Annotated in this window: 27 protein-coding genes, 3 pseudogenes and 1 other annotated feature; of the genes and pseudogenes, 9 read left to right on the forward strand and 21 right to left on the reverse strand. The window is 68.8% G+C overall.

The genetic code is table 11. The features are described 5' to 3' along the window. Positions 1 to 51 precede the first annotated feature (51 nt). The 3 genes from ACFQS7_RS17730 to ACFQS7_RS17740 form a co-directional block, all read right to left on the reverse strand. Positions 52 to 585, reverse strand: a complete 534-nt coding sequence (locus ACFQS7_RS17730; protein ID WP_380068445.1) for a DUF3576 domain-containing protein — start codon at positions 583 to 585, stop codon at positions 52 to 54. Between the two features lie 142 nt (positions 586 to 727). Next, entirely contained in the window at positions 728 to 2,146 is a 1,419-nt protein-coding gene (locus ACFQS7_RS17735; protein ID WP_380068446.1) for a porin, read from the reverse strand. 224 nt (positions 2,147 to 2,370) lie between these two features. Continuing rightward, the gene (locus ACFQS7_RS17740; protein ID WP_380068447.1) at positions 2,371 to 2,961 is read right to left on the reverse strand and encodes a thiamine phosphate synthase; all 591 of its coding nucleotides are present in this window, start codon (positions 2,959 to 2,961) and stop codon (positions 2,371 to 2,373) included. 3 nt (positions 2,962 to 2,964) lie between these two features. Here ACFQS7_RS17740 and ACFQS7_RS17745 point away from each other — a divergent pair, with 3 nt between their 5' ends. Further along, positions 2,965 to 3,636, forward strand: a complete 672-nt coding sequence (locus ACFQS7_RS17745) for a YggS family pyridoxal phosphate-dependent enzyme (RefSeq protein WP_380068448.1) — start codon at positions 2,965 to 2,967, stop codon at positions 3,634 to 3,636. 154 nt (positions 3,637 to 3,790) lie between these two features. Here ACFQS7_RS17745 and ACFQS7_RS17750 read toward each other — a convergent pair whose 3' ends face one another. Further along, entirely contained in the window at positions 3,791 to 4,300 is a 510-nt protein-coding gene (locus tag ACFQS7_RS17750) for a L,D-transpeptidase (protein WP_380068449.1), read from the reverse strand. Then, positions 4,300 to 5,424: a GTP cyclohydrolase II gene (locus tag ACFQS7_RS17755; protein WP_380068450.1), complete on the reverse strand. Its 1,125-nt coding sequence runs from the start codon at positions 5,422 to 5,424 to the stop codon at positions 4,300 to 4,302. Before ACFQS7_RS17755 ends, ACFQS7_RS17750 begins: the two co-directional genes overlap by 1 nt. A gap of 260 nt (positions 5,425 to 5,684) precedes the next feature. On the opposite strand from ACFQS7_RS17755, the gene ACFQS7_RS17760 reads away from it, so the two are divergent. Then, the gene (locus tag ACFQS7_RS17760; protein ID WP_380068451.1) at positions 5,685 to 6,401 is read left to right on the forward strand and encodes a response regulator transcription factor; all 717 of its coding nucleotides are present in this window, start codon (positions 5,685 to 5,687) and stop codon (positions 6,399 to 6,401) included. A 7-nt stretch (positions 6,402 to 6,408) separates the two neighbouring features. On the opposite strand, the gene ACFQS7_RS17765 is transcribed toward ACFQS7_RS17760, so the two are convergent. From ACFQS7_RS17765 to ACFQS7_RS17785, 5 genes are all read right to left on the reverse strand, one after another. Continuing rightward, positions 6,409 to 7,008 (reverse strand): malonic semialdehyde reductase, encoded by a 600-nt coding sequence (locus ACFQS7_RS17765; RefSeq protein ID WP_380068452.1) that lies wholly within the window; start codon positions 7,006 to 7,008, stop codon positions 6,409 to 6,411. A 60-nt stretch (positions 7,009 to 7,068) separates the two neighbouring features. Next, positions 7,069 to 7,629 carry a NifU family protein gene (locus tag ACFQS7_RS17770; protein WP_380068453.1) on the reverse strand — a complete coding sequence of 187 codons (561 nt, stop codon included), beginning with the start codon at positions 7,627 to 7,629 and terminating at the stop codon, positions 7,069 to 7,071. 92 nt (positions 7,630 to 7,721) lie between these two features. Beyond that, on the reverse strand, positions 7,722 to 8,222 hold the full coding sequence (locus tag ACFQS7_RS17775; protein ID WP_380068454.1) for a universal stress protein: 501 nt from the start codon (positions 8,220 to 8,222) through the stop codon (positions 7,722 to 7,724). Continuing rightward, on the reverse strand, positions 8,222 to 8,962 hold the full coding sequence (locus ACFQS7_RS17780) for a TIGR02186 family protein (protein WP_380068455.1): 741 nt from the start codon (positions 8,960 to 8,962) through the stop codon (positions 8,222 to 8,224). The genes ACFQS7_RS17775 and ACFQS7_RS17780 overlap by 1 nt, the downstream gene beginning before the upstream one ends. Beyond that, positions 8,962 to 9,870 (reverse strand): sulfite exporter TauE/SafE family protein, encoded by a 909-nt coding sequence (locus tag ACFQS7_RS17785; RefSeq protein WP_380068456.1) that lies wholly within the window; start codon positions 9,868 to 9,870, stop codon positions 8,962 to 8,964. Before ACFQS7_RS17785 ends, ACFQS7_RS17780 begins: the two co-directional genes overlap by 1 nt. A gap of 205 nt (positions 9,871 to 10,075) precedes the next feature. Here ACFQS7_RS17785 and ACFQS7_RS17790 point away from each other — a divergent pair, with 205 nt between their 5' ends. Then, positions 10,076 to 10,987: a hypothetical protein gene (locus tag ACFQS7_RS17790; RefSeq protein WP_380068457.1), complete on the forward strand. Its 912-nt coding sequence runs from the start codon at positions 10,076 to 10,078 to the stop codon at positions 10,985 to 10,987. A gap of 75 nt (positions 10,988 to 11,062) precedes the next feature. Here the strand turns inward: ACFQS7_RS17790 and ACFQS7_RS17795 are convergent, their stop codons facing one another. After that, positions 11,063 to 12,001, reverse strand: coding sequence for a VacJ family lipoprotein (locus tag ACFQS7_RS17795; RefSeq protein WP_380068458.1), 939 nt, complete (start codon positions 11,999 to 12,001; stop codon positions 11,063 to 11,065). Between the two features lie 409 nt (positions 12,002 to 12,410). Here ACFQS7_RS17795 and ACFQS7_RS17800 point away from each other — a divergent pair, with 409 nt between their 5' ends. The 3 genes and pseudogenes from ACFQS7_RS17800 to ACFQS7_RS17810 form a co-directional block, all read left to right on the forward strand. Next, complete coding sequence (locus ACFQS7_RS17800) at positions 12,411 to 12,620, forward strand: hypothetical protein (RefSeq protein ID WP_380068459.1); 210 nt, start codon at positions 12,411 to 12,413, stop codon at positions 12,618 to 12,620. A 12-nt stretch (positions 12,621 to 12,632) separates the two neighbouring features. Beyond that, a complete protein-coding gene (locus ACFQS7_RS17805) occupies positions 12,633 to 12,869 on the forward strand; it encodes a leucine zipper domain-containing protein (protein ID WP_380068460.1) in 237 nt (78 codons plus the stop codon). Next, positions 12,769 to 12,978: pseudogene (locus ACFQS7_RS17810) on the forward strand (transposase); the annotation flags it as partial. The gene ACFQS7_RS17805 and the pseudogene ACFQS7_RS17810, both read left to right, overlap by 101 nt. Positions 12,979 to 13,043: 65 nt before the next feature. Here the strand turns inward: ACFQS7_RS17810 and ACFQS7_RS17815 are convergent. The 3 genes from ACFQS7_RS17815 to ACFQS7_RS17825 form a co-directional block, all read right to left on the reverse strand. Next, positions 13,044 to 13,967 carry a glycosyltransferase gene (locus ACFQS7_RS17815; protein ID WP_380068461.1) on the reverse strand — a complete coding sequence of 308 codons (924 nt, stop codon included), beginning with the start codon at positions 13,965 to 13,967 and terminating at the stop codon, positions 13,044 to 13,046. Between the two features lie 97 nt (positions 13,968 to 14,064). Further along, positions 14,065 to 14,199: a hypothetical protein gene (locus tag ACFQS7_RS17820; protein WP_380068462.1), complete on the reverse strand. Its 135-nt coding sequence runs from the start codon at positions 14,197 to 14,199 to the stop codon at positions 14,065 to 14,067. A gap of 71 nt (positions 14,200 to 14,270) precedes the next feature. Further along, complete coding sequence (locus ACFQS7_RS17825; RefSeq protein WP_380068463.1) at positions 14,271 to 14,417, reverse strand: hypothetical protein; 147 nt, start codon at positions 14,415 to 14,417, stop codon at positions 14,271 to 14,273. Positions 14,418 to 14,442: 25 nt separating this feature from the next. Here ACFQS7_RS17825 and ACFQS7_RS17830 point away from each other — a divergent pair. From ACFQS7_RS17830 to ACFQS7_RS17840, 3 genes and pseudogenes are all read left to right on the forward strand, one after another. Beyond that, a pseudogene (locus ACFQS7_RS17830) lies at positions 14,443 to 14,886 on the forward strand (DDE-type integrase/transposase/recombinase); the annotation flags it as partial. Positions 14,887 to 14,951: 65 nt separating this feature from the next. Then, positions 14,952 to 15,971, forward strand: coding sequence for a hypothetical protein (locus ACFQS7_RS17835; RefSeq protein WP_380068464.1), 1,020 nt, complete (start codon positions 14,952 to 14,954; stop codon positions 15,969 to 15,971). Positions 15,972 to 16,085: 114 nt separating this feature from the next. Beyond that, the gene (locus tag ACFQS7_RS17840; RefSeq protein WP_380068465.1) at positions 16,086 to 16,409 is read left to right on the forward strand and encodes a hypothetical protein; all 324 of its coding nucleotides are present in this window, start codon (positions 16,086 to 16,088) and stop codon (positions 16,407 to 16,409) included. A gap of 178 nt (positions 16,410 to 16,587) precedes the next feature. Here ACFQS7_RS17840 and ACFQS7_RS17845 read toward each other — a convergent pair whose 3' ends face one another. The 7 genes and pseudogenes from ACFQS7_RS17845 to ACFQS7_RS17875 all read right to left on the reverse strand — a co-directional run bounded on the left by ACFQS7_RS17845 (position 16,588) and on the right by ACFQS7_RS17875 (position 24,917). After that, positions 16,588 to 17,331, reverse strand: a complete 744-nt coding sequence (locus ACFQS7_RS17845; protein WP_380068466.1) for a LuxR C-terminal-related transcriptional regulator — start codon at positions 17,329 to 17,331, stop codon at positions 16,588 to 16,590. 624 nt (positions 17,332 to 17,955) lie between these two features. Continuing rightward, positions 17,956 to 18,460 (reverse strand): annotated as a pseudogene (locus ACFQS7_RS17850) (transposase); the annotation flags it as partial. Then, positions 18,117 to 18,233 (reverse strand) — a sequence feature (AL1L pseudoknot). Its footprint overlaps the pseudogene before it by 117 nt. Positions 18,461 to 18,822: 362 nt before the next feature. Beyond that, positions 18,823 to 20,319 carry a mannose-1-phosphate guanylyltransferase/mannose-6-phosphate isomerase gene (locus ACFQS7_RS17855; protein WP_380068467.1) on the reverse strand — a complete coding sequence of 499 codons (1,497 nt, stop codon included), beginning with the start codon at positions 20,317 to 20,319 and terminating at the stop codon, positions 18,823 to 18,825. Continuing rightward, positions 20,319 to 21,374, reverse strand: coding sequence for a UDP-glucuronic acid decarboxylase family protein (locus tag ACFQS7_RS17860; RefSeq protein WP_380068468.1), 1,056 nt, complete (start codon positions 21,372 to 21,374; stop codon positions 20,319 to 20,321). The genes ACFQS7_RS17855 and ACFQS7_RS17860 overlap by 1 nt, the downstream gene beginning before the upstream one ends. A 64-nt stretch (positions 21,375 to 21,438) precedes the next feature. Continuing rightward, positions 21,439 to 22,797, reverse strand: a complete 1,359-nt coding sequence (locus tag ACFQS7_RS17865) for an exopolysaccharide biosynthesis polyprenyl glycosylphosphotransferase (RefSeq protein ID WP_380068469.1) — start codon at positions 22,795 to 22,797, stop codon at positions 21,439 to 21,441. Positions 22,798 to 22,946: 149 nt separating this feature from the next. Then, positions 22,947 to 23,954: an NAD-dependent epimerase/dehydratase family protein gene (locus ACFQS7_RS17870; protein ID WP_380068470.1), complete on the reverse strand. Its 1,008-nt coding sequence runs from the start codon at positions 23,952 to 23,954 to the stop codon at positions 22,947 to 22,949. 108 nt (positions 23,955 to 24,062) lie between these two features. Beyond that, positions 24,063 to 24,917, reverse strand: a complete 855-nt coding sequence (locus ACFQS7_RS17875; protein WP_380068471.1) for a WecB/TagA/CpsF family glycosyltransferase — start codon at positions 24,915 to 24,917, stop codon at positions 24,063 to 24,065. Positions 24,918 to 25,027: the final 110 nt, after the last annotated feature.

Genomic DNA, 25,027 nt, shown 5'->3' on the forward strand with positions numbered 1-25,027 from the left:
AAAGGCCGGGCAGGGCCCCGGCCTTCCGATTGGGCGGTTCTGTCGCCTGGTTCAGCGCGCGGCCGACTGGCTCCGCAGCTCGCGCGCCCGGGCGAGGACCTTGTCCTCCATGTCCGCATTGGTCGAGGCGGAAACCGGGCTGTCGATCCACTGGCCGCGTTCCAGGGTCTGGCGGAACAGCTGCACCTTCACCCCGTCCGACCGCAGCTGCCGGCCGAGCACATAGGCCTGGGCGCGGAAGCGTTCGTTGGTGGCGCCGGCCGGGGTGTACCAGTCGGTGATGATGGTGCCGCCGAAGGGGTCGGCCGAGGCCAGCGGCATGAAGGACAGGGTATCCAGCGTGGCGCGCCAGAGATAGGCGTTCACCGAGAGCCCGGCGCCGCCACCGGCCGCGGCCTCCCGCGCCTCCCGGTCCTTGTCCACGCCAAAGACGACGATGCCGGCACTGGCGCCCTGCGGCCGGTTGCGTGCCACGTTGCCGCGATAATCGCCGTATTCGTCGTTGCTGACGAGGCGCTGGTTGGAATCGCCGCAGGCTGCAAGCAGCGGAAGGGCGGTTGCGACGACGGCGAGGAAAGGTTTCATGGCCGGCGCACTATGGGCAAGTCCCGGCACTGATCAAGCCCCAATTGCCGGCGTGAACCTTGCCTGAACATAAACACAGAGAAGGGGCGGCGGATTGCTCCGCCGCCCCCCTTCGCGTGGCTGGGTCCGAAGACCCGGCCAATCAGAAGGCGATACGGGTGCCCAGGATGAAGACCTTCGCGGTGGCCTTGTCCTGCGTGCCCGGGTTGCTGGGGTCGAGGTCGCGGCCACGCTCGGCCACCGTGTAGCTGCTGTACTCGGCGACGATGTCCATGCCCGGAGCCAGGCGGTAGTTGGCGCCGAAGCCGTAGCCGAGGCGGCGCATCAGGCCCGCACCGAAGCCACCCGAACCGGGCGCCGCGGTGTTGGCGACCAGGCCGGTCCGGCTGCCGGCATTGGCGGAAGCCGCGCTGAACGAGCTGCGGCTATTGCCTTCGACCGTCTGCATCACGTAGTTGCCGCCGAAGGTGAACGGACCCGCGGTGTAGCTGGCGCCAGCGAAGATCTGGTCCATGGGACGGTCACCGCGGAGGGTGTTGCCCCAGAAGAAGTTGCTGTCGCCGTGCTCGTACTGCGCGCCGGCGGTGAAGCCGTAGGCGGTGGCCTGCGCACCGATCTGGTAGACGTTCAGGTTGTTGAAGACGCGGGCCTGGGTGCCCTGCACCGTCAGCTCGCGGGCCGCGGTGGAGCCGACATAGCCGCCGGTGACGGACAGGCCGACGCCGGCCAGGCTGCCGCGCCAACGGGCCGCCGCCTGGTATTCATTGCGGCGGACCGCCTGGTTCGGGCCGGCGAAGGCGATGCCGTTGGCCGAGGCGCCGGTGAAGGCGTAGGAGCTGTCGCAGAAACCGCTGGACTGGTTGGTCGAGCAGCCGGTGTCCTCGCCTTCGTTGTAGTTCAGCGCGAAGGAGCCACCGAAGTCGAAGCCGAAGAACTGCGGCGACAGGTAGATGATCTTCGTCGAGTCGCCGAGGGCACCCGGCGAGGTCGTCGTGCGGTCGTTCGACTGGCGGGTCACGAAGGACTCGCGGTCGCCGTACACGCCGCCGGTGCCGAAGTTGGTGATGACGCCCGAGTTCATCAGGCCGCCGACCGGTCCGTCCTCGTCACCGAAGCGGATCTGGCCATACTTCGGCGAGGCGACGAAGGCGTAGTATTCGTCGATTGAGGCAGTGGTCTTGCCGGTGCTGGCGCGCTGCTGGACGAAGTTGCGGCCTTCCTGCTGGTTGAAGCCGATCTCGATCACGGCGCCGTAGGACATGCCGTTGGCGGTCTTGCCGTTGACGAAGACATGCACTTCGGCGTCGGTGCTGAAGTCGTTCTTGTCCAGCCGGGCGATGCTGCCGGTGCTGTCGGGCGGCAGGTTGTTGGTGGCGCCGCCGCCCGTCGTCGTAAGCGTCGACGGAACCGTCGAGTTACGGCCGGACTGCTGCGTGTAGCCGTAATACGCCCGGAAGAAGCCGCCGATCCGGACGGTCGGGGCTTCCTGCGCCGCCGCGAAGGACGGGGCCAGGAGCGCCGCGCCGACCACCGCGGTCGTACCCAGCAGAATCTTACGCATCTCAATCCTCCTCACGCGCCGGACGCGCCCGGCTGTTCCCTTGACCCGCCCGCCCCCCTGGCAGGAAACCTGCGCCCACGGTGGCTCGCGCCAACGCCGGATGCACCCGGGCCCCGGTGGACTATGGTGCAGCGGAACAAACCCCGGCAACCGCCTGCGTGGCGGGACCGCGACATCCCTGAAACACTGTGGCCGCTTCGCCACATGCGGGTGACGCAACCGAGTTACGCGCCAGGCGGGTGGCCAAATCCGGAAATCGCCGCGAACCCCGCCGCCCGGCGTGGCAGCCGGCCGGCATTCGCCACCCCGACGCCGCCCAGCGCCACCACCGGCCGCCCCGCCCGCGCCGCCAGCGCGGCCCAGCGCAATGGGCCAAGCGTCGCGGCGCCCGGATGGCTGGCGGTGGGGAAGACCGGCGACAGCAGCACCGCATCGGCGCCGAGCCGCCGCGCCCGGGCCAGCCCGGCCCGGCCATGCGCCGCCACGGTCAGCAGCAGCGGCCGCCGCTGGCGGGCCAGCAGGAAGGGCAACAGGGCCGCGCTCGTCCGGCGGTCCGGCACATGCAGGCCGGCGCCGTGCCGCAGCGCCAGCCGCCCGTCGCCGGCCACCAGCAGCAGCAACCGCCGCCGCCGGACGATCGCCGCCAGCCCGGCGAGCACCGCCGGCGCCAGGCCGCGCGCCAGCACCGCGGCGCCGGGCGGCAGCCGCGCCGCGGCAGCGCGCGGGTCGGGCAGCCGGGCGGGGTCGGACAGCAGGAAAAGCTTCGGCACCCCGCGCGGCTTGAGCCGGCGCGCCAGCGCCTCTAGCGTCCGCATCGCATGACCCAAGCCGATGACATCGTCCACAACCTCGCCCAGATCCGCGCCAGGATCGCCGAGGCCACCGCCCGCGCCAACCGCCCGGCCGGGTCGGTGACCCTGGTCGCCGTGTCCAAGACCCATCCGGCCGCGGCGGTCGAGGCCGCGCTCGCCGCCGGGCAGCGCTGCTTCGGGGAGAACCGGGTGCAGGAGGCGGATGGCAAATTCCCCGCCCTCCGCCCCGCCTGGCCCGACCTGCGCCTGCATGTCATCGGCGCGCTGCAGACCAACAAGGCGCGCGACGCGGTGCGGCTGGCGGACGTGATCGAAAGCCTGGACCGGCCGAAGCTGGCCACCGCCCTGGCCGAGGCCATGGCGCGGGAGGGCCGCCGGCCCGACTGCCTGGTGCAGGTGAATGTGGGGGAGGAGCCGCAGAAGGCCGGCATCCTGCCCGCCGACACGGACGCCTTCCTGGCCGAGTGCGCGGCGCTGGGCCTGCCGGTGACCGGGCTGATGTGCATCCCGCCGGCCGAGGGCGACCCGCGGCGGCATTTCGACTGGCTGGCGGGGCGCGCCGCGAGGCACGGGCTGGCGGTGGTCTCGATGGGCATGAGCGGGGATTTCGAGGCGGCGATCGGCTGCGGCGCGACGCATGTCAGGGTTGGGTCGGCGATCTTCGGGGCGCGGGGGTAGAGGCCAGGGAGGAGGTATCCTCCCTGGACCCTCCTCTGTTTCTGGGCGTTGGCACCTGCCGCGCGGCGAATGCCAAGCCCACGAAAAGGAAGGATGGGGTTGGACGCATGCGTCCAACGGGGAGGGAATACTTTTCCTCCCCAAGCTTCCTTTCTCAGGCCAGCCGCACCTCGATCCCCGTCAGCCCCGCCGCCAGCGCCGCCCGCAGGTCGCGCTCGGCCAGCGCCACGCAGCCTTCGGTCGGCGCCAGGTCGGGCCGGGCGAGATGCACGAAGATCGCGCTGCCGCGGCCGCGCACCACCGGCGCGTCGTTCCAGCCGAGCACCCCGACCAGGTCATAGAGGCTGTCCTCGCGCCACAGATGCTCGTGCCGCGCGTCGTAGGGCAGCCGGACCCGCTGGTTGTAGGCCCGGTCGGCGGGGTCGTCGCACCAGCCATCCGCCGGCGAGAGCGGCTCGACCGGCACCCGGCAGGCCGGGGCGGCGACGCGGTCGGCACGGTAGAAGACCCGCCGCAGCGGCAACAGCCCGGCCGGGGTCGCCCCGTCGCCCTCCTGCTTCCGGGCGCTGATGCCGCCCTTGCCGAGGGCGCAGCGCCAGGCATGCGGGCCCAGCCGGAGGATGCGGTCCGGCCCGACCGTGGCCTGGCCAGGATCGGGTCGCATCAGGCCAACAGATGGCCGAAGCGGCGCGCCTTGGTCTCCAGGTAGCCGTCGTTCACCCCGTTGCCGGGGTAGGAATGCTGCACCCGCCCCTCCACCCCGATGCCGCAGGCGGCCAGCGCCGCCAGCTTCTCCGGGTTGTTGGTCAGCAGCCGGACGCGCTCGATCCCCAGCTGCTGCAGCATGGTGGCGGCGACCAGGAAATTGCGCTCATCCGCGCCCCAACCCAGCGCGCGGTTGGCGTCCAGCGTGTCCAGCCCGGTATCCTGCAGCGCATAGGCGCGCAGCTTGTTGACCAGGCCGATGCCCCGGCCTTCCTGCGCCAGGTAGATCAGCACGCCGGCCCCCTCGGCCGCCATGCGGCGGATGGCGCCCTGCAATTGCGGCCCGCAGTCGCAGCGCAGCGAGCCCAGCAGGTCGCCGGTGAAGCATTCGGAATGCATCCGGGCGAGCGGCGCGGCGGCGCCGGGCAGTGCTTCCTCCGGCCGGCCGATCAGGATGGCCAGGTGCTCGATCCCGCCATCGGCGGCGCGGAAGGCGATGACCCGGGCATCCGGCGCGGCTTCCAGCGGCACCGCGGCTTCGGCCACCCGGCGCAGGCTGGCGGCGGCGCCGGCCGGATAGGCGAGGACCTGCTCGGCCTCCACCGTCAGCAGGTCGTGCCGCAGCAGGCCGGGGGCGTCCTTCACCGGGGCGGCGACCAGGGCGGGCAGCAGCCGGCCCAGCTTGCCCAGGGCCAGGGCGGCGCCGGCCAAGGCGGGGGCCGGCTGGCGGTCCAGCCTGGTGCCCTCGGGCAGCAGGGTCGCGGCAGTGGGATCTGCCAGGCTGCGCAGCGCCTCGGGCGTGAACAGCGCAGGCGGCAGGCGCAGCGCCACCGCGGCTTCCTCCGAGCGGAGGCCGGCGAAGGGGGCCACCACGGCGGCGCGGCTGGGGGCGAGCAACAGGACCGGCGGGGTGCGGGCGAGCGTCGCGAGGGTCGCGAGGCCCTGGGCGCCGACCGTCTCCGCCGCTGCAAGCAGCAACATCTCCCCGGCCCCGCGCAGCAGGACGGGCGTGCCCCGGCGCAGGTCCGACGCGGCGCGGTGCACCGCGCGCAGGGCAAGCGCCACGGCATCCGGGCCCGCCATGGATGCAACCAGATCTGTATCCGAGGGTACGGGGGTGGTCATGTTCACGACTGTAGGTCCATGGTCTGCGCATGGCGCCTGGGGAATGTGGCACCGAAGCGGCGGCTGACAGGAGGGTGAACGAAATATTCCATTTCTCTCTGCCGCTTGCGCGAAACGGGATAGAAGGGCCATCTAAAACTTGACAACGGCGCCATAGCTTCGCCATCGACCCAGGCTAGGTGCGTCGAACTGAACAACTGACGTAACTGGGAGAAGGCATGGCCGGTCCACGCCCCGTGCTGATAGTCGACGACGACGCCGCGCTGCGCGCGACGCTCTGCGAGCAATTGTCCCTGGAAGGCGAGTTCGCGCCGGAGGAGGCGGGCACCGCCTCCGAGGCCGAGCAGGTGCTGACCGGGGTGAACAGCCGGTTCGACGCCGTCCTGCTGGATATCGGCCTGCCCGACGGCGACGGGCGGGAACTGTGCGCCCGGCTGCGTCGCCAGGGCCTCAAGATCCCGATCATCATGCTGACCGGCGCGGATGCCGAACAGGATGTCGTCCGTGGCCTCGATGCCGGCGCCAACGACTACATCGCCAAGCCCTTCCGGCTGAACGAGCTGCTGGCGCGCCTGCGCGCCCAGCTGCGGGTCTTCGACAACTCTGAGGACGCGGTGTTCATGGTCGGCCCCTATTCCTTCCGCCCCTCGGCCAAGCTGCTGATGGAGGCCGCCCGCAACCGGAAGATCCGGCTGACGGAAAAGGAAAGCGCGATCCTGAAGTACCTGTACCGCGCCGGCGGAAGGCCGGTCGGCCGGCAGGTCCTGCTGAACGAGGTCTGGGGCTACAACAGCGCGGTCACCACCCATACGCTGGAGACCCATATCTACCGGCTGCGGCAGAAGATCGAACCAGATCCGGGCAATGCCCGGCTGCTGCTGACCGAGGGCGGCGGCTACCGGCTGGACGCGATGGCGGGCCAGGCGGCGGCCTGAACCGGCGCTATTCAAGCCGGCAGGCCTCGTCGAAGGACAGCCGCGGCGCCCGCGGCTGCTGCCCGGCCGGGTCGGCATGGCCCAGGTTGACCAGGAAGTTCGACTTCCAATTGGTTCCGGACAGGAAGGCCTCGTCCACCTTCCAGTTGTCGAAGCCGCTCATCGGCCCGGCATCCAGCCCGACCGCCCGCGCCGCCAGGATCAGGTAGGCGCCCTGCAGCGTGGCGTTGCGCGTCGCGGTCTGGTCGGCGAGCGACCAATTGTCGGCGAACCAGCTCTTGGCATCGGCCTGCGGATGGAGCTTCGGCAGCTCGTCGTAGAAGCGGCTGTCCTGCGCGACGATGACGGTGACCGGGGCGCGCATGGTGCGCTCGACATTGCCGGCCGACAGCGCCGGCTTCAGCTTCTCCTTGCCCTCCAGGGTGCGGATGAAGACGAAGCGGGCGGGCGAGGTGTTGGCGCTGGTCGGCGCCCATTTCAGCAGGTCGTAGACCTCCTGCAGCTTGGTGTCTGGCACCGGCCGGTCGGCCCAGGCATAGGCGGTATGCGCGGTGCGGAAGAGCTGGTCGAGCGCCGTGGCGTCAAGAGTCGCGGGGTCGGTGGTCATGCGGGCCTCCTCGGTCCCGGGCGGATAGCCTGCCCGGGACGCCGGGCGCCAGCCATGGGATCAGGCGTCCACCTGCTCCACCGCCACCACTTCCGGCACGTAGTGCTTCAGCATGTTCTCGACGCCGTGCTTCAGCGTGGCGCGGGACGACGGGCAGCCGGAGCACGCCCCCTGCAGATGCAGCTTCACCACGCCCTCGCGGAAGCCGCGGAAGACGATGTCGCCGCCGTCGCCGGCCACCGCCGGGCGGACCCGGGTGTCGAGCAGTTCCTTGATCTGCTCCACCACCTCGGCATCGGCCGGGTCGAAGTCGTCCTCGCCGTCCTCCCCCGCGCCTTCCAGCACCGGCAGGCCGGCGACGAAATGGTCCATGATGGCCGACAGCACCTGGGCGCGGAGCCCGAGCCAGCCATTCTCGCCGTCCTCGGTCACCGTGACGAAGTCGCTGCCGAGGAAGACCCGCGCCACGCCGGGCAGGGCGAAGATGCGGGCGGCGAGCGGGCTGCGGGCGGCGGTGTCGGCATTGGCGAAGTCGGCGGTGCCGCGGTCGCCCATGACCTCCCGGCCGGGCAGGAATTTCAGGGTGGCGGGGTTCGGCGTGCCTTCGGTCTCGATGAACATGGCGCGGAGTCCTGGCGTTGATCTATCCGGACCAAATTGGTCGGTTATCGCGCCGGGTGCAAGGCGCCTGCCTCGCGGGGCGGCCCCGCGTCCTAGGTGACCCGCTCCAGCTCCTTGTCGTCGAGGCCTCCCGGCACGATCGTCATCGGCACCCGCACCCGGTTGGCATAGCGCCCGGTCAGCGCCGAGATCAGCGGCCCCGGCCCGCCGCCGCTCGGCGCCGAGGCCAGGATCAGGATCGAGATCCGCGGGTCTTCCTCCAGCAGCGCCAGCAATTCGTCGCGTGCGTCGCCTTCCCGGATCAGCAGGATCGGCAGGCCGCCGGTGATCTCCTGCACCTGGGCGCCGAGGCCGGAGAGCAGCTTCTCCGCCTCCTCGCGCCGCTCCTCGGCCATCAGCACGCCGACGCCGGCCCATTCGACCATGCCGACGGGCTCGATCACCCGCAGCAGGGCGACCCTGCCGCCGCCGTTGCGGGCGCGCAGGCAGGCGTATTTCAGCGCCAGGTCGCGCTCGGTGCTGTCGTCCACCACCACCAGGAAGACGCGGTCCCGCTTCGCGGTCGCCGCCTGCTCCGCCGCCGTCTCGGCCATCAGCCCCTCCGGAACAGCACGCTGCCCAGCCACCCGGCCAGGGCGGCGGCGGCGATGCAGGCCAGACCGTATAGCAAGGGCTGGCTTTGCGCGACGGTCGCGATGCGGTCCGCCGTGCCGACCCGGTCGACCCGGAAGGCCAGCTCCTGCCGCGCTACGATCCGGCGGGACCGCACCAGCAGCACCTCCACCCGGTAGTCCCCGGTCGACACCGCCGCCGGCAGCGGCAGCCGGACATGGAACAGCCGGGAGCCTGCGATCTCCACCGGCTCGGAATCCTCCAGCCACAGGCCGGAGCGGCGCTCGAGGTCCAGCAGCGCGGCGCGGAAGGCCGGCGACCGCGCCCCGGTGCTGGCCAGCGGCAGGCTGTCGAGGCCGAGCTCGTGCCGCTGCCGCTCCTCCTCCGGCAGGATCTGCCAGGCCGGGCGGCTGCCGGAGATCACGTAGTAGCCCGGCACCTGCGGGAACCGGGCGGCCGGGCCGTTCACCCAGACGACCCCGGCGACCGCGACCTTGCGGCGCACCACCACCGGCCGGGTCGGGCCGCGGGCGATCACCAGCACCTCGTCGCCGCCCGGGCCGATCGGCTGTTCGGTGCTGCCGAAGACCACCAGGGAGGCGCCGGTGAAGCCGGTGGTGACCTCGATGTCGGTGCGCGACAGCGCGGCGACCAGCGGCACCTCCTGCGCCCGCGCGGCGCCCGGCAGCAGCAACAGCAGGACCAGGAGCCAGCGACGCATCAGAGCGCCGGCCCGGCGCTGAACAGGTTTTCCGGCGGCCGCAGCAGGCCCCAGAGCAGGCTGAGCGCCACGCCCAGCACCAGCAGCCCGAGCAGCGCCCGGGTCTCCTCCCCCTTCAGCTTGGTCCCCATGGCGGCGCCGAATTGCGCCCCGGCGACGCCGCCGACCAGCAGCAGCATGGTCAGCAGGATGTCGACGGTGCCGAGCTGGACCGCCTGCAGCAGGGTCACGTTGGCGGCGACGAAGACCACCTGGAACAGCGAGGTGCCGATCACCACCGAGGTCGGCATGCCCAGCAGGTAGATCATCGCCGGCACCAGCATGAAGCCGCCGCCGACGCCCATCACCGCCGAGAGCACGCCGATGGCGAAGCCGACCAGCGCCGGCGGGATGACGGAGATGTAGAGACGCGACTTGCGGAACCGCATCTTCAGCGGCAGGCCATGCGCCCAGGTATGCTCGTGCAGCTTGCGCCGGACGGCGCCGCGGCGGCGCAGGATGGCGCGGACGCTCTCCATCACCATCAGCGCGCCGACGGTGCCCAGCACCACCACGTAGAACAGCGACACCGCCAGGTCGACCTGGCCGACCCGCCGCAGCAGGGCGAACAACTGAACCCCGGCGAAGGACCCCAGGAAGCCCCCCGCCAGCAACACCCCGCCCATCTTGGCGTCCACGTTGCCGCGTCGCCACTGCGCGATCAGGCCGGAGACCGAGGCGCCCAGCGTCTGGTTGGCGCCCGAGGCAACCGCGACCGGGGAGGGGATGCCGATCAGGATCAACAGCGGGGTCAGCAGGAAGCCGCCGCCGACGCCGAACAGGCCGGACAGCCAGCCCACGCCGAAGCCGATGCCCACCAGCAAGAAGGCATCCACCGACATCTCGGCGATCGGCAGATAGACCTGCATCGGATGTTCCGGCTGGGGAGCGGGCTGGGAAGGTCCTGGGATGTGGACCCCGCTTGTGGCGCGGGCAAGGCGGAATCAACGCCGGATGTGCCGAAGGGCCACAGCGTGGCCGGCTTGCCATGGCAGCGGCTGCGGATGCCGACGCATCGAACTGCTTCCGCGGCGTGGCGTTCACCGGGCTTAGAAAAACTGGGACGCAGTTCACATGCAAAGTCAGGCAACAGGCGCCACCTACGGCACCGTCACCCCGGAGGGGGCCCCGGCGCTGCCGCCTCGCATCTCCTGGGGTGCGGTCCTCGCCGGCGGCGTGGTCGCCGTCGCGGTCGGCACCATGCTCAACATCCTCGGCGTCGCGATCGGCGCCAGCACGGTGGATGCCACCGCCGCCGCCACCCCGGGCGCCTCCAGCTTCGGCATCGGCGCCGGCATCTGGCTGCTGGTCGCCAACCTGATCGGCCTCGCCGTCGGCGGCTATGTCGCGGCGCGGCTGTCCGGCACCGCCGACAGCACCGACAGCGTGCTGCACGGCCTGTCGGTCTGGGCGATCGGCTTCCTGGTCTCGGCCGTGCTGCTGGGCAACGTCATCGCCGGCACCGCGAGCACCGCGGCGCAGGGTGGCGCTTCCCTGCTCGGCGGCCTGGCGCAGGGCGCCGGCAGTGCGGCCTCCGCGGCCTCGGGCCCGGCGTCGCAGCTGGCGCAGCAGGTCGACCCCAAGGCGCTGGTGGAGCGCGCCCAGACGGCGCTGCGCACCGGCGGTGACCCGGGGCAGATGAGCAGCGACCAGCGCAATGCCGAGATCGCAAAGCTGCTGACGCGCCGGGTGACCGACGGCGACCTGGCCCAGGGCGACCGCGAGCGGCTCGGCCGGCTGGTGGCCGCCGAGTACAACATCGCCCCTGAGGAAGCTCAGCGCCGCCTGCAGCAGGTGGAGCAGCAGGCCACCCAGACGGCGCAGGAGGTCGAGCGGCGCGCCCGCGAGGCGGCCGATGCCACGGCGACGGCCGGCGCGGTCGCGGCCTACTGGATCTTCGCGGCGATGCTGCTGGGTGCGGTGGCCGCGGTGCTCGGTGCCCGGATCGGCACCCGCAGCCAGGTGGCCGGCCGGCGCTACGCCTGAGCAGGCATTGAGAGGGGCATCGCCCCTCTCAAGCCGTCCCCGCGAGGGGCCGGCGGCGCCTGGACCCGGCCCGGGTCATAGCGTGGGCCGGGTTGCCGGGCGCGTCGTTGCGACGCGAACCGCCGGCTTCTTCCGGGTCGCCCATTTGCGGTGCTGGTGCACCGCCGGCCTGCGGGCCGTGCGCGGCGGGCGGGCCACCGGCTGCGGCGCCGCGGCCAGCGGCACCCCAACGGCCGGGGCCGCCTCCCCCGGATCCTCCAGCACGTCGGGCTCGGCCACGCTAGTGCGGCCCAGCTCGGCATCGCGGTGTTGCCGCCAGAGGCTGCGAAGCCGTGCATAGGGGTCGATCGACCCCGAGCGCAGCTCCTCGATGGCCTCGATGTTGCGCTCCCTCTCGTCCAGGCCTTCGGCCACGCCGCGGCCGATGGCGGTCAGGAAGGGGCTCGGGTAGCCGAGCGGGTTGAGGAAGCCGTTGCCGATCATCCCGGTGAGCTCGCGCGGATTGGACGGGCCGACCACGGGCAGCATCAGGTAGGGACCGTCGCCGAGCCCCCAGACCGCCAGGGTCTGGCCGAGATCGGCCACCTGCCTCGGCGGCCCGCCGATCGGTTCCAGGTCGAACAGCCCGCCCACCCCCAGGGTGGAGTTGAGCACGAACCGCATGAAGGACGTGGCGGCCGCGACCGGCCTGCCTTGCAGCAGGCGGTTGGCGGCGACGGCGGGTTCGTTGATGTTGTCCAACACGTTGCGGATGCGCTGCCGGGGCCAGGGTCCGAGCGCTGCGCGGTAGCCCTTGGCGACCGGCTTGAACACCGCATCGTCCAGCTTGAAGTTGAAGTCGAGGATCCGGCGGTTTGTGGCCTCGAAGGGATCGGTCGGGTCGGTCGGCCTGCCGGTGACGACGACCGCCGGCAGGGTGCCGGCCTGCGCCACCTGCCGTGGCTTGGCCGCGTCCCCTGCGCAGCCCCCCATTGCGAGGGCGAGGCACAGCAGGGCGGCGGGCGAAGGCTTCATGCGTGGCGGGACCGGACTGGGGATGTCCCTTCTAGCGCGAAGCCACACGGACGCGCGACGCACGAAGCCGCTGCCGTTCCATGGGTGCGGCGTTTCTCGGCGCCCTGGCCAGCCTGGTGGCGCTGGCGGGCAGCGTGATGGCGCCGCTGGCGGCCCACGCCGTAGGGCGGCGGGCAGCGACGGCACGGCCCTGGCCACCAGCATCCTCGAGCCGCTGCATGAGACGGAACTAGGCCTGGCCGGAGCGCCGGTCTCCGGTCGACGCGTGGCCGAGGCCTCCCCGGTACCCGGCGACTGGGGCCGGCCGGATGGTGGACCCGGCCATCCCCATCCTCGGCCAGCGGGACTTCGCGCGCCTCGGCTTGGCGCTGCGGGCCCGGACTGGGGCGGGATCAGCCGGGGCGGCATCGTGCTGGCCATGCTCTGCGGCGTCTCGCATGCGGCCGCCTGCATCCTCGCTGTCGTTGCTATGGAAATTGTCCCTTCGGGGCTGGGCTGCGAAGCTGCGGGTGTCAGGGCAATCACCCCCAGCCCGGAGCCCGGGATGGACGCGCAGGAGAATGCCTGGACCACGCCGCACAGTCGAATGCTGATCGTCACCCGGCTGGCCATGGGCTAGAGTGAGGCGGCGGTGGCCACCAGCCTCGGCGTCACCCCGCGGACCGTCTGCAAGTGGCGCGACCGCCATGCCGCCGAGGGCCAGGCCGGGCTGCGCGACCGCTCCTCCCGGCCGCACCGCGGCCCGCGCAACGTGCCTGCCTACAAGGCCTTGCCGGCGCCGCACCAAGCTGCATTCCACAAATTCGCTGAAGTGCCTGAACAAGAAGGTCAAACGCCGCGCCGACGTCGTCGGCATCCTTCCTTCTGAGCCGTTGATCATCCGGCTCATCGCCGCCGTGCTGCTCGAGGCCATGGCCGAAATGCTCAGCCCGGCGCTTACCAACGAAACCCTGCAACTGCCACCCAGGCCCGCCTGAGACGTGGCCGCTCGCAGTCCGTCAGCATTCTCCACCACGTTGATCAGGCACTCGCGCCGCGACGCTCATCGGGGCCCGTGGCCATATCGACCGCATTCGAGGCCGGACACATGACCGCACCCGTGCTCTCGGTACCGCCGTCGCGCCCAAACACCTTGACCCGCAGGGGGCGTCCACAGATGACGGACGTGACCAGGCGGAAGGCGCTGCCGAGCCAGATGAAGGCTAGCAGCAGCGACAGCACCATGAGCTGGAACGTCTCGACATAGGTGACCACGCCGATCAGCAGCAGCATGGCCAGCGCAACTATACCGTCCTGCCGCCGCGCTTGCAGGTGCAGGACCGCGGAGACGACCGAGGCCAGGAAGGCGATGCAGAAATGTCGGCGCCCCACCCCGGTATAGCACGCCGTAGAAGCTGGAATGCGAGCCGAGCGGCATGGTCGGCAGCCAGCGTGCAGCCGGGCCGCTGACACAGCCATAGCCGATGAGAGGCGAGTCCAGCACATGCCGCCAGGTCAGCTCGTACACCATGTAGCGCGCGAGCGACGAGCCGGACCTGGCCTCGGTGAGGGCGGCATAGACGCTTCGCCCGGTCTCCACCGGGTCGAAGCCGACCAGGACGGCGAAATTCGCGACCAGGGCGAAAGCCGTCAGACTGGCAAAGCGAAGCCGCCAGTCCGGCGCTAGGCTGTGCGACATCAGGTAGGTGCCATCCGGCGTGTCGTCCTCCCGCAGGTAGGCGGAATGGCTGTAGATCAGGGCGACCGAAGGTTCCTGCTCCAGCATGCCGATCTGCCGCTCGGCCCTGTCCGGCATCCAGATGTCGCCACCGTCAAGCAGCCCTGCATAACGCCCGCGCACGGCACGGATGCCGGCGTTGTGGGCCGAGGAGAGGCCGCCATTCGGCTTACGCCGCAGCCGCGGGTCGTCGATGCGCTCGACCACCGTCGCCGTGGTATCGGTGGAGCCGTCGTCGACGACGATCACCTCCAGCGAGCGCAGCGTCTCGCCGAGCGGACCGCCGTCTCGATGTAGGGGGCGATGTTGTAGGCCGGGATCACCACCGACAGCATCGGGGATGCGCTCATGCCTGGCTTCCTTGGGTGGTGTGCTGGTCGGCAAGCCGGGCCAGGGCGCGCCGCGCGCGCCAGGATTTGACGCGGACTGCCAGCCCGTCGTGCAGCGCCGCCGGCAGCAGGGCATCGAGGCCGGCCGCCACAGTGACCAGCTACCTCCGCCGGTCGGCCAGCAGCGCGCGCGGCACCACCGCCCAGGCCTGCCAATGAAGTCTCATGCCGCCCGGCGGTCGTCCACCTTATAGGCGATATAGCCGAGGAAACGGTTGCGCCGCGCCAGCGCCAAGGGCAGCACCGCGGCGACCCGGTGCGGCGCGCGCTGCCGTGCCTCGCCGATCGCCATCTCCCAGCCCGCCAGCATGCGCTGCCAGTCGCGCGTTACCTGGATCGACATCTTCGCCCGCCACATCGTCGGCTGGCGGGTGTCGAGGACGGCACATGCGGACTTCGCACTCGATGCCCTTGAGCAGGCGCTGCACGACCGCCGGCCGCTGCAGGGCGGGCTCATTCATCGCAGCGACAGGGGCAGCTACTATGTTGCGGTCCGCTGCACCGAGCGCCTGCTCGAGGCCGGCATTGAGCCCTCTGTCGGCAGCGTCGGCGACAGCTACGACAACGCGCTGGCCGAGACTGTCATCGGCCTGTTCAAGACCGAGGTGATCCGCTGACGCGGCCCGTGGCGCAACCTGGAGGCGGTCGAGTTCGCCACCCTCGAATGGGTGGACTGGTTCAACCACCGTCGTCTCCTCGAGCCGATCGGCAACATCCCGCCCGCCGAGGCCGAGGCGCGCTACCATGCCCGCCAGCAGAAGATTGCGGTGGCGGCCTGACCCAAGCTCAGCGGCCTCCGGCATACCCAAGGCGGTTCACCCTTTTTGAACCGCTCCTGGGCGGCATGGTCGGCCCCGCCGGCAACCGCTGCCGCGACCTGGTGCAGGCGCTGATCGTCAGCCGGATCCTCGATCCCGCATCCAATCTCGCCACCGCCCGGGCGCTGTCGCCGGACACTGCGACCTCCGGCATCGGTGAGCGGCTCGGCCTCGGCGAGATCGACGAGGACGAGTTCTACGCCGCCCTCGACTGGCTGAACGAGCACCAGTCCGCCATCGAGACCGCGTTGGCCAAGCGCCACCTGCAGGGCGGCACGCGGGCGCTCTACGATGTCTCCTCGAGCTATCTGGAGGGCCGCTACTGCCCGCTTGCCGCGCGTCGCTACAGCCGGGACGGCAATCCGGGCAAGCTGCAATTCACCTACAGCCGACTCCACGCTCCCGACGGCTGCCCGGTCGCCCTTGAGGTGTTCGCGGGCAACACCGGCGATCCCGCCCCGCTGTCGGCCCAGGTCGACATGCTGAAGCAGCGCTTCCGCTTCGACCGCGTCGTCCTAGTCGGCGACAGCAGCATGATCACCGAGGCGCGCCTGCGCGAGGACATCAAGCCGGCCGGCCTCGACTGGATCACCGCCCTGCGCGCGCCGGCGATCCAGGCGTTGGTGGCCGGTGGCAGGCTGCAACTCACCCTGTTCGACGAGCGCATCATGGCCGCCATCACCTTGTCCGACTTCCCCGGCGAGCGCCTGATCGTCTGCCGCAACCCCGACCTCGCGTCCGAGCGCTGTCGCAGACGCAGCGAACTCCTTGAGGCGACCGAGCGCCAGCTTGCCCGTATCAAGGCCGCCGTTGGACGCCCGCGCGATCCACTGCACGGCACCGCGGTGATCGCGCTCAAGGTCGGCGCCGTGCTCAACCGGCACGAGATGGCCCAGCACTTCGAGCTCGACATCACCGACGCCGGCTGCCGGTTCACCCGCAAGAAAGACGTGATCGACGCCGAGGCCGCCACCGACGACCTCTACGTTATCCGCACCAGCCTCGGCGCCGCCTGCCTCGACGACGCCGACACCGTGCGCAGCTAAAAGTCCCTTGCCCTCGTCGAGCGCGCCTTCCGCTGCCTGAAAAGTCTCGACCTGCAGGTCCGCCCGATCCGCCACTGGCTACCTGAGCGCGTCCGTGCGCATGTCTTCCTCTGCATGCTCGCCAAACATCTCGAATGGCACATGCGGCAGCGTCTCACGCCGATGCTCTACCACGACACCGACAAGCTCGCCGCCGATGCACAGCGCCCCGGCCCCGTCGCCGAGGTCAAGCGCGCGCCCGCCGCCGCCAAGCAGACCACTGACCAGACAGCCGACGGCTTGCCGGCACACAGTTGGCACAGCCTGATTGCCGACCTTGCCACGCTCGTCCGGAACATCGTCACCGCCGCCCTCGCGCCGGAGAACCGCATCACCCTGCTCACCAGACCAACCCCGATCCAGCACAAGGCGCTTCAGCTCCTCGGCGTCGCGCTGTAGCCAGTAGCATGCCCAGTCAGCGCGACATTATCGTGTCGGATTAATGGCCTGCAGTATTCGTATGAAGGAAGTTTGGCTTAGGCGATTTGGGCTGCGCACGTCGCTTGCGCTTCAACCTTTTGAAAACGACCATACTTATTTGCGCCGACTGCCACGCTTGGCCGACGCAAGCCATCCGTCATTCAGCGACCCGCAGGGCAGCCGGAGCGCTGTCCAGCGAATGGTTCAGCGCCCAGATGGCCGCCTGGGTGCGGTTGGTCATCTGGGTCTTTCGCAGCAACGCCTTGATATGCACCTTGACGGTTGCTTCAGTGATTTCAAGCTGGCGTGCAATTACTTTGTTTGCCAGCCCATCGACCAAGCAGCGAAGAATCTGTTGCTCGCGCCGCGACAGCATAACTGACCGTCGCCCTTCTGGTAATGGCGCCATATTGTGTAACTGGATATGAATTGCCTCGGGCGCCGGCGTCGGCGCCGGCGTGGGCTCCAACAGCAGCCGGGTGAGCCCCGGCGGGAAAGTCTGTTGACCCAAAAGGACTAGCTCCAGCGTGCGTTGCAGCACGTCGGAGGAGATGTCTCGCGACAGGATCGCTTCGATCCCAGCGTGAAAAACTTTGAGAAGAACATCCAGCCGACTACAGTCCGTCAGTACTACTGACTTGACGCCCTTAAACTGTATTTTAGCTTCCCTAATTTGTGGCAGTTCCGATTCAACTTCGGCATCACGATCGAAGCTGTAGATAATGAGATCTGGTGTCGTTTCAGCCGGGACGCGTGTGAGTGCGTCAGCAAGAGTCCGCCCTTCGCCAATAACGGTAAATGATACAGCCTGCAGCAACCGATGAAGCGCCTCACGGGAAAGGCGTCTAGATTCTACAATAATTATGTTTCCCGCCAGAATCGGGACCCCAAAACCGTGCATTGATTAAGCTCCTTCCATTTCTAGAGCGAGTCGATGCTTGGTCTAGAGGTGGTAGTCCTCTAGGATTAGTCCCTTTGAGCCAAAAATCGACAAAGATGTCTCGTAGACCGATTCTTTTTTGCATTGTCCGTAAGGGTTCCTCTAAGGTCCTGTCTCATTTCTCGGTGCGGAAGGCAATCATGAGCGAATGGTGACGTTGTGCATTGCACAGCAATTTTATATGCGGGAATGAGAACGATCTTGGATCGACTAATTCTTTTGGCTCGGCAAGTACTTACGGTTGCTGGTCCGGATTATGTCGGGCCAGGTGGCGACATGGTGCCGGCTGTTGAACGAATATAGAATTTGATTTCGATATCAGAATACATCCGATTTTGGAGTCGATTAGGGCGGCAGTCCTGCTTGCCGCGGTCGAGATGAGGTCGAACTCAGTGTTCAGCACCCGCTCGGCACGGGCTTTCTTGAACCCGCTCAGCAAGCCCCCATCGGCCAGCGGGGGGCCGGATCCGGTGAGGACCTGGTTCAGCAACTCATCCAGAACAGCAGGCTGTCTGCGGCGCGCCATATGAGGGATCCTTCAGCAGCATCGTACGGCCCCAAACACGGAAATTCCAACACTCCCGTGCCATCCCGGACTAACTGCCGCCAGACCGTGCGGGCGCCGCAGACCCCGAAGTTGGCCGCATCACCCGCCGGATCCGCGCCATGAGCACCAGGTCCTGGCGTGCTCGAGGCAAGGCCCGCGTAGGATCAGCACGCGGCGCGACATAGGCATGGTAAGCCGGCGGAGCGATCCGCAGCATCCCCCAGATCGGCTCGACACCGCTGACCTCGCGGTGATCGTCGATGAAGGCGATCATGGCTTCGACCGACGGTCGAGCTCCGCCATCGCAAAATACGCCGAAGCCTTGCGTAGGATCTCATTGGCCTGCCGCAGCTCGTGGACCTCGCGCTCCAGCCCCTTGATGCGCTCTCGCTCCTCCGGCGACGCGCCGGACCTCTGGCCCGCATCGCGCTCGGCCTGCCGCACCCATTTCCGCAGCGTCGCGGCCGTGCAGCCGATCCTGGCCGCGATCGACCCAATCGCGGCCCACTGAGAGGCGTGGTCGCCCCCATGGTCCAGCACCATCCGCACCGCACGCCGCCGGACTTCAGGCAAATAACCGCTCGACCTCTTCTAGGTCATCGCCCCATCCTCTCAACGATGGGGGCCTCCCGCATACCCGGGGCGGTTCAAGCCGAACCAGAAGACATCGCCCAAGCACGCCTCATCGCTAAAGCTGCCAAGGAGGTCTCACAACGAGAAACTCTACAACACCGCCCACCGTCCCTCCCGCGTACACATGCCCTCACCACTTGAGTTCACGTCCAGCAGTCCGCCAATCCGACCGCCTTTGCGGGATATTGGGAGCTACTGAACAAAGCGATTCCCAAGCAATGTGCTTTTTTAGAATAACGAAGACAACGCGCGTTCATCTCAAGCGAGAGCGCCTAACAGCGTGCATAATCATCTTCAATACGCACGATATCGTCTTCGCCCAAATACGGACCTACCTGCACTTCGATCAGCCAGAGGGGAATACGACCAGGATTTTCTATGCGGTGGGTGCAGCCGAGCGGCAGATGGACGCTTTCGCCCTCTTGCAAGAGCATCTTCTCATCATCGCGCGTGACCAACGCGGAGCCACCCACGATGACCCAGTGCTCCGCCCGATGCAGGTGTTTCTGCAGGCTGAGCTTGCGGCCCGGATCGACCATGATCTGCTTGACCTGAAAACGGTCCTGCAGAACGAGTGTATCGTAATAGCCCCAAGGCCGGTGGCTGCGATGATGCGCCACGGCTTCCTTGCGGCCATAGCTCCGTAGCCGCTGCACGACACCCTTCATTGCCGCGACACGATCACGGTGCATCGCCAGCACCGCATCCTTGGTCACCACGATCGCGGCGTCGCTAAGGCCGACAACCGCGGTGATGATGCCGTCGCTTCGCACGTAGCAATCCGTGGCCTCCGCCAGGATGACGTCGCCCAGGGCGACGTTCCCATGCACGTCCTTCGGGCTGATCGACCAGACGGAATCCCAGTTCGCCACGTCCGACCAGCCGATATCGACCGGAACCACCGCATTGCGCGTGGTGCAGGCCGGAATGACCTGTGCCACGCTGACGTCGAGGCAACGCGCGAACGCTTCCGGGTCGAGCCGGATGAAATCGAGATCATGCCGACGTTGCATGACCGCAGCTGTCACGTCCCGGAGCACCTCCGGCTGATGGATCTGCAACTCCTCGAGCATGACGCCGGCGGAAGCCAGCAGGATGCCGCAATTCAGCAGGCCCTTCTCCGATCCGGACACTCGGTCGGCAGGACCGCCCTGCCGTGCCTCCCGGAAACGTTCAACGTCGAAGACGCCCGCTACCTCGAGGCACTGCGGACCGATGTGAATGGCGCCGTAGCGCCCTGCCGCGACGCCCTTATCGACGCCGAAGCAGACGATGCGACCGAGGCCGGCCGCCGTCACCGCCGGTCCCAACACCGAACGTAGCGAGGTGACGTCGGTGACCACCGAATCGGCCGGCATCACCCAGAGGATCGCGTCCGGATCCTCCTCAATCGCAAGCAGGGCCGCGGCAGCGATCGCCGGTGCGGTGTTGCGCTCGCAGGGCTCGAGGACGATGCGGGCATCCTGTATGCCGGCCGCCTGCAACTGGGCAGCGACCATGAAGCGATGCTGCTGCCCGCACATGACGATCGGCGGTGCGAAGACGCCGACATCCTTCAATGCGCCGTGGCCCCGCAGTGCCGTCTCCTGCAGCATCGTGCGGTCGGAGATAAGCGGCCAGAGCTGTGTCGGCAGACTTTCGCGCGACAGGGGCCACAGCCCCGTCGCCGAACCGCCGCACAGGATGACCGGCACGATCCGAACGCCCTTGGATTCCGTGGCGGCCACCCGAAACCTGGTGCCATTCACGCCGCCTTGCGGCTCCAGCATTACGCCAAGCCTCCGGTTTCGGGCGAGCCGAGCGACCGCAGGCGCGACGAAGCTTCCGCGGCAAGAGCGGCAGGAAAGGCGGGCGCCGCTTCGGCCTGCAGCAACGCGGCATCGCCCGCCGCTTCCGCCCGGAAGTAATCGATCGTCCGGCGGAGACCCTGCTCGAGCGAGATGCGCGGCTCCCAGTTCAGCAACTGGCGCGCCCGGGTGATATCGGGGCAACGCTGGGTCGGGTCATCCTGCGGCAGCGGGCGACGCACGATGCGGGACCGCGAGCCGGTGAGGCGGATAACGTGCTCGGCCAACGTCAGGATCGGCATTTCGTGCGGATTGCCGAGATTGATCGGACCCGTCACGTCGTCATCCGCCGCCATCATCGCCATCAGGCCGCCGATCAGGTCGTCCACGTAGCAGAAGGCCCGCGTCTGCCGCCCGTCGCCATAGATCGTGATGTCCTCGCCACGAAGAGCCTGCACGATGAAATTGGAGACCACCCGCCCATCGCTGGAGCGCAGCCGCGGACCATAGGTATTGAAGATGCGGACCACCCGGATCTTCACCCGGTGCTGACGCGCATAATCGAAGCACAGCGTCTCGGCGCAGCGCTTGCCCTCATCGTAGCAGGCGCGCGGTCCGAGCGGATTGACGTTGCCGCGGTAATCCTCGGTCTGCGGATGGACCGTGGGATCGCCGTAAACCTCGCTCGTCGAGGTATGCAGGATGCGGGCACCGATCCGCTTGGCCAGGCCCAGCATGTTGATGGTGCCGAGCACGCTCACCTTGGTCGTCTGCACCGGGTCGAACTGGTAGTGCACCGGCGACGCGGGACACGCGAGATTGTAGATCTCGTCGACTTCGACATACAGGGGGAAGGTGATGTCGTGCCGCATCGCCTCGAACCGCGGATGGCCGATCAGGTGGCTGATGTTCTCGCGTCGGCCGGTGAAGTAGTTATCCGCGCAGAGCACCTCATGACCGGCAACCAGCAGGCGTTCGCAGAGGTGGGATCCAAGGAAGCCGGCGCCGCCTGTGACCAAGACGCGTTTGCGGACCATATCTGTCTCCTGCTTCTCGTCGTGTTGGATGTGCAGAGCAATACCGGCGGTACCGGCGGCGCCCCTATCGGGCGCCGCGGCCGGTGAGCATCGCCGGCAGCGTGCTGAGGACGATGTAGAGGTCGAGCCATAACGACCAGTTGCGGATGTAGAAGGTGTCGATCACCTGCTGCTGCTGCAGGTCGGCGTCGCTTCGCTCGGAAACCTGCCAGAGGCCGGTCAGCCCAGGCTTCACGCTGGCCCGCAGCGCCTGGAACTCGGCATCAAACCGGCCGACATGGTAGAGCGGGAAGGGGCGCGGCCCGACCAGGCTGATGTCGCCCCGCAGGACATTCCAGAGCTGCGGCAACTCATCGAGGCTCGACCGGCGCAGGAAGTTTCCGATCACCGGCAGGACCCGTGGGTCCTGCGAAAGCTTGACGCAGCGGTCCCACTCGCGGCGGGCGGCAGGGTCGCGCGCCAGCAGGTCCTGCAACCGGCGCTCCGCATCGACATGCATGGTGCGCAGCTTGAAGATATGGACCGGCTCGCCGCGCAGCCCGACGCGGGACTGCACGTAGAAGGCCGGGCCGCGGCTCACCAGCCTGATGGTCACCGCCAGTATGGCAATCACCGGAAGGCTGATCAGCAACGCCGGCAGCGCGATGGCGACGTCGAAGATCCGCTTCAGCCAATGGTTGCGTCGCGCCCGTGCCTTGTTCGAGAACTCGAGGCCGGGCATGTTGCCGAGCCAGCGGGAACAGAGCCAGAGCGCCGGCAGGCCCTTCACCTCGGGCACCACGATTACGCGCCGGTAGGGCAGTCGCGCCGCATCGATCGGGGGCAGGTCCGGCGACAGCACCACCACCGCCACCTCCGCAAGGTCGGCGAAGTACTCGGCATCCTCGAGCCGGCCGAGTGAGGCGACGGCGCTCGCTTCGGCGTCCTCTGCCGGATCGGCGGCACGGCCGACCGGCTGCAATCCGAGTTCAGGATGCGCCAGGAGGTGCGTTGCGAACTGCGCCGTCGCCCGGTCCGTGCCGATGACGACCGCCGTTGCGCCCCACGCCTGGCACCTGATCAGCGCCCGGCGCACCCAGGATTCGGTGAACAGCGCCGCCGGGACCAGCAGGGCGCAGGCCAGGGCAAGCACCAGGGCGGCCGGGAATGCCGCGCCGCCCAGCAGCACAAGAAAGGCCAGCGCCAACCACGGCATCAGGACGGCGCACTGGACCCGCAGCCGGAAGCGCTCGATCGCATCGCGGCCGGTCGTGTCATAGAGCCCGAGCGCGTGGTTGCTGAGGATCGCCGCGGCAGCCACGCTAGCCGCCAGCATCGGCTCCCAGATGGCGAGCCGCGTGTGCTGCCCGCTGACCCAGGCAACCGCCATCGCCGCGACGAAGACGGTGGCCTGGGCAGTGACCAGGTCGGCCAGTACGAGCACGGCGCGCCGGGTAAGCGAACGGACGATGCGCCGCGTTTCCGTGGGTCCGACGGAGCGATCAAGCGAACGGGCAAAGGCCCTGGGAAGGCTGGTTGAGAGATCGCTCACGAGATCGGCTCCGTATCCGCGTCCGACGAAGGAGAGGCTGGTCAGACCGCCATGGGCGACAGCTGCGGCTCGGCCACCCGCTCGGCCGGCTGCGGCGTGACCTGCGCCGCGATCCAGCGGTAGGTCGGCACGATGCCCTCGCGCAGCATGATCCGCGGCTCCCAACCCAGGATTTCCCGGAGCCGGGTGTTGTCGCTGTTGCGGCCACGGACGCCCTGCGGCTTGGTGCGGTCGTGCCGTTTGCGCACCCGCTTGCCGGCCGCCGCGGCGACGATGTCCACCAGCTCGTTCACGGTGACCATCTCATCGGTTCCGAGATTCAGCGGCTTGCCGTAGCCCGACTCCATGATGCGGCAGATGCCTTCGACGCAATCGTCGACATGCATGAAGGAGCGGGTCTGCTCGCCATCGCCCCAGACCTCGATCTCGCCACCATCCTCTATCAGCGCGATCTTGCGCGAGATCGCTGCCGGCGCCTTCTCGCGGCCACCGTCGTAGGTGCCGAGCGGGCCGTAGACGTTGTGGAAGCGGACCACGCGGGTCGCCAAGTCGAGATCGGAGGCGTAGTACTCGCAGAGCTTCTCCATGAAAAGCTTCTCGAGGCCATAGCCTTCCTCCGGCTGAGCCGGCCAGGCGTCGTCTTCCCGCAGCGGCGAGACATCGGCGTCCGTCTGCAGGTGGTGCGGGTAGACGCAGGCGGAGGACGAGAACAGGAAGCGATGCACGCCGGCGGCCTGCGCCGCCTCCAGCATGCCGATGTTCATCAGCGTGTTGTTGCGCGCGATCGTCGCGCGCTGAGCCGTGATGTAGCCGATGCCACCCATGTCGGCCGCCAGATGGTAGACATCCTCGATGCCCTCGGCCGCCGCCGTGCAGGCGGCCGGGTCACGCAGGTCGGCCACCAGGAATTCCTGCGCGGCGGTATCGCCGTATTCGGGACGCTTCTGGTCGGCACCGCGTACCCAGTATCCCTGGCGGGTCAGGTAGCTGACCAGATGATGCCCGATGAAGCCACCGGCCCCTGTCACCAGAACTCGCTTCGCTGCCATGATCCTGTCTCCTTGTGTGCAAGCATCGCAGAACTGAAATCTTGTGTAGCAATCGAAGATGTCGTGTCGCGTGACGCAGAAGGGGTAGCCCCGCCGCTGCGCCGGACGTCACTGCAACGGCGTGGTGCTGCGCATCTGTGGGAAGCGCCGCCGATCAACGAGTTGCCGCAGCGCGCCGACTACGAATGCGGGGTTGTTCCGCACGTAGCGGCCGGCCAACCGACGCGGCTCGGTCGCCATGCGGAAGGCCCATTCGAGCCCGTTCCGCTGCATCCAGCGCGGCGCCTGCGGCTTCTGGCCGGAGAGGAAATCGAAGGCAGCGCCGACCCCGACCATTGCCGGCGCCGACAGCTTTCCAAGATGCGCCGCCATCCAGCGCTCCTGCTTCGGCGTGCTCAGCCCGACCCAGATGATGTCGGGTTGTGCGGCGTTGATCTCGGCGATCGTCGCCGCGTCCTCCTCCGGCGTCAGCGGCCGAAAGGGTGGGCAGCAGGTACCGACGACCTGCAGCCCGGGATGGGCGCGCGTGAGTACCTCCTTCAGTCGGTCCGCCGTGCCGGGAGCTCCACCGTAGTAGTAGTTACGGTAACCGCGCCGGGCCGAAAGCGCGGTCATCTCGCGCATCAAGTCGGGACCATAGACCCGCTCGACCTGCGGGAAGCCAAGCATGCGCGACATCCAGACCAGCGGGACGCCGTCCGGCGTCACCATGCCAGCGGCGTTGTGGATTGCCTTCAGCGTCGGGTCGCGCTGGCTCTCCATGACGCCATGAACGCCGGTGATGCAGACGTATCCCGGCGAGCGGCGGGCGATCCACTGTTCGAGCGTCGCCGTGGCGTCCTGCATCCGGATTGCGCTGACGCCGACGCCGAGAATATTCACCTTGCCCGGCGCGACGGCCATTTCCGCGACATTCGCCGTGTCCAGCAAGGGGGCCGTCTCCGGCACTGGGCGCACCTGCATCCTCGTCTCCCCGCTCGGCGCATCGCGTAGCCTGCGCCCAGCCAGGGTGCGGGCGAGATCGTCAGCGCGGGAGTGGTGCAAAAGGATGAGGTCGACACCGTGCGGCGGCG

This window comes from Dankookia sp. GCM10030260 (genome assembly GCF_042666655.1).
Lineage (GTDB): Bacteria > Pseudomonadota > Alphaproteobacteria > Acetobacterales > Acetobacteraceae > Paracraurococcus.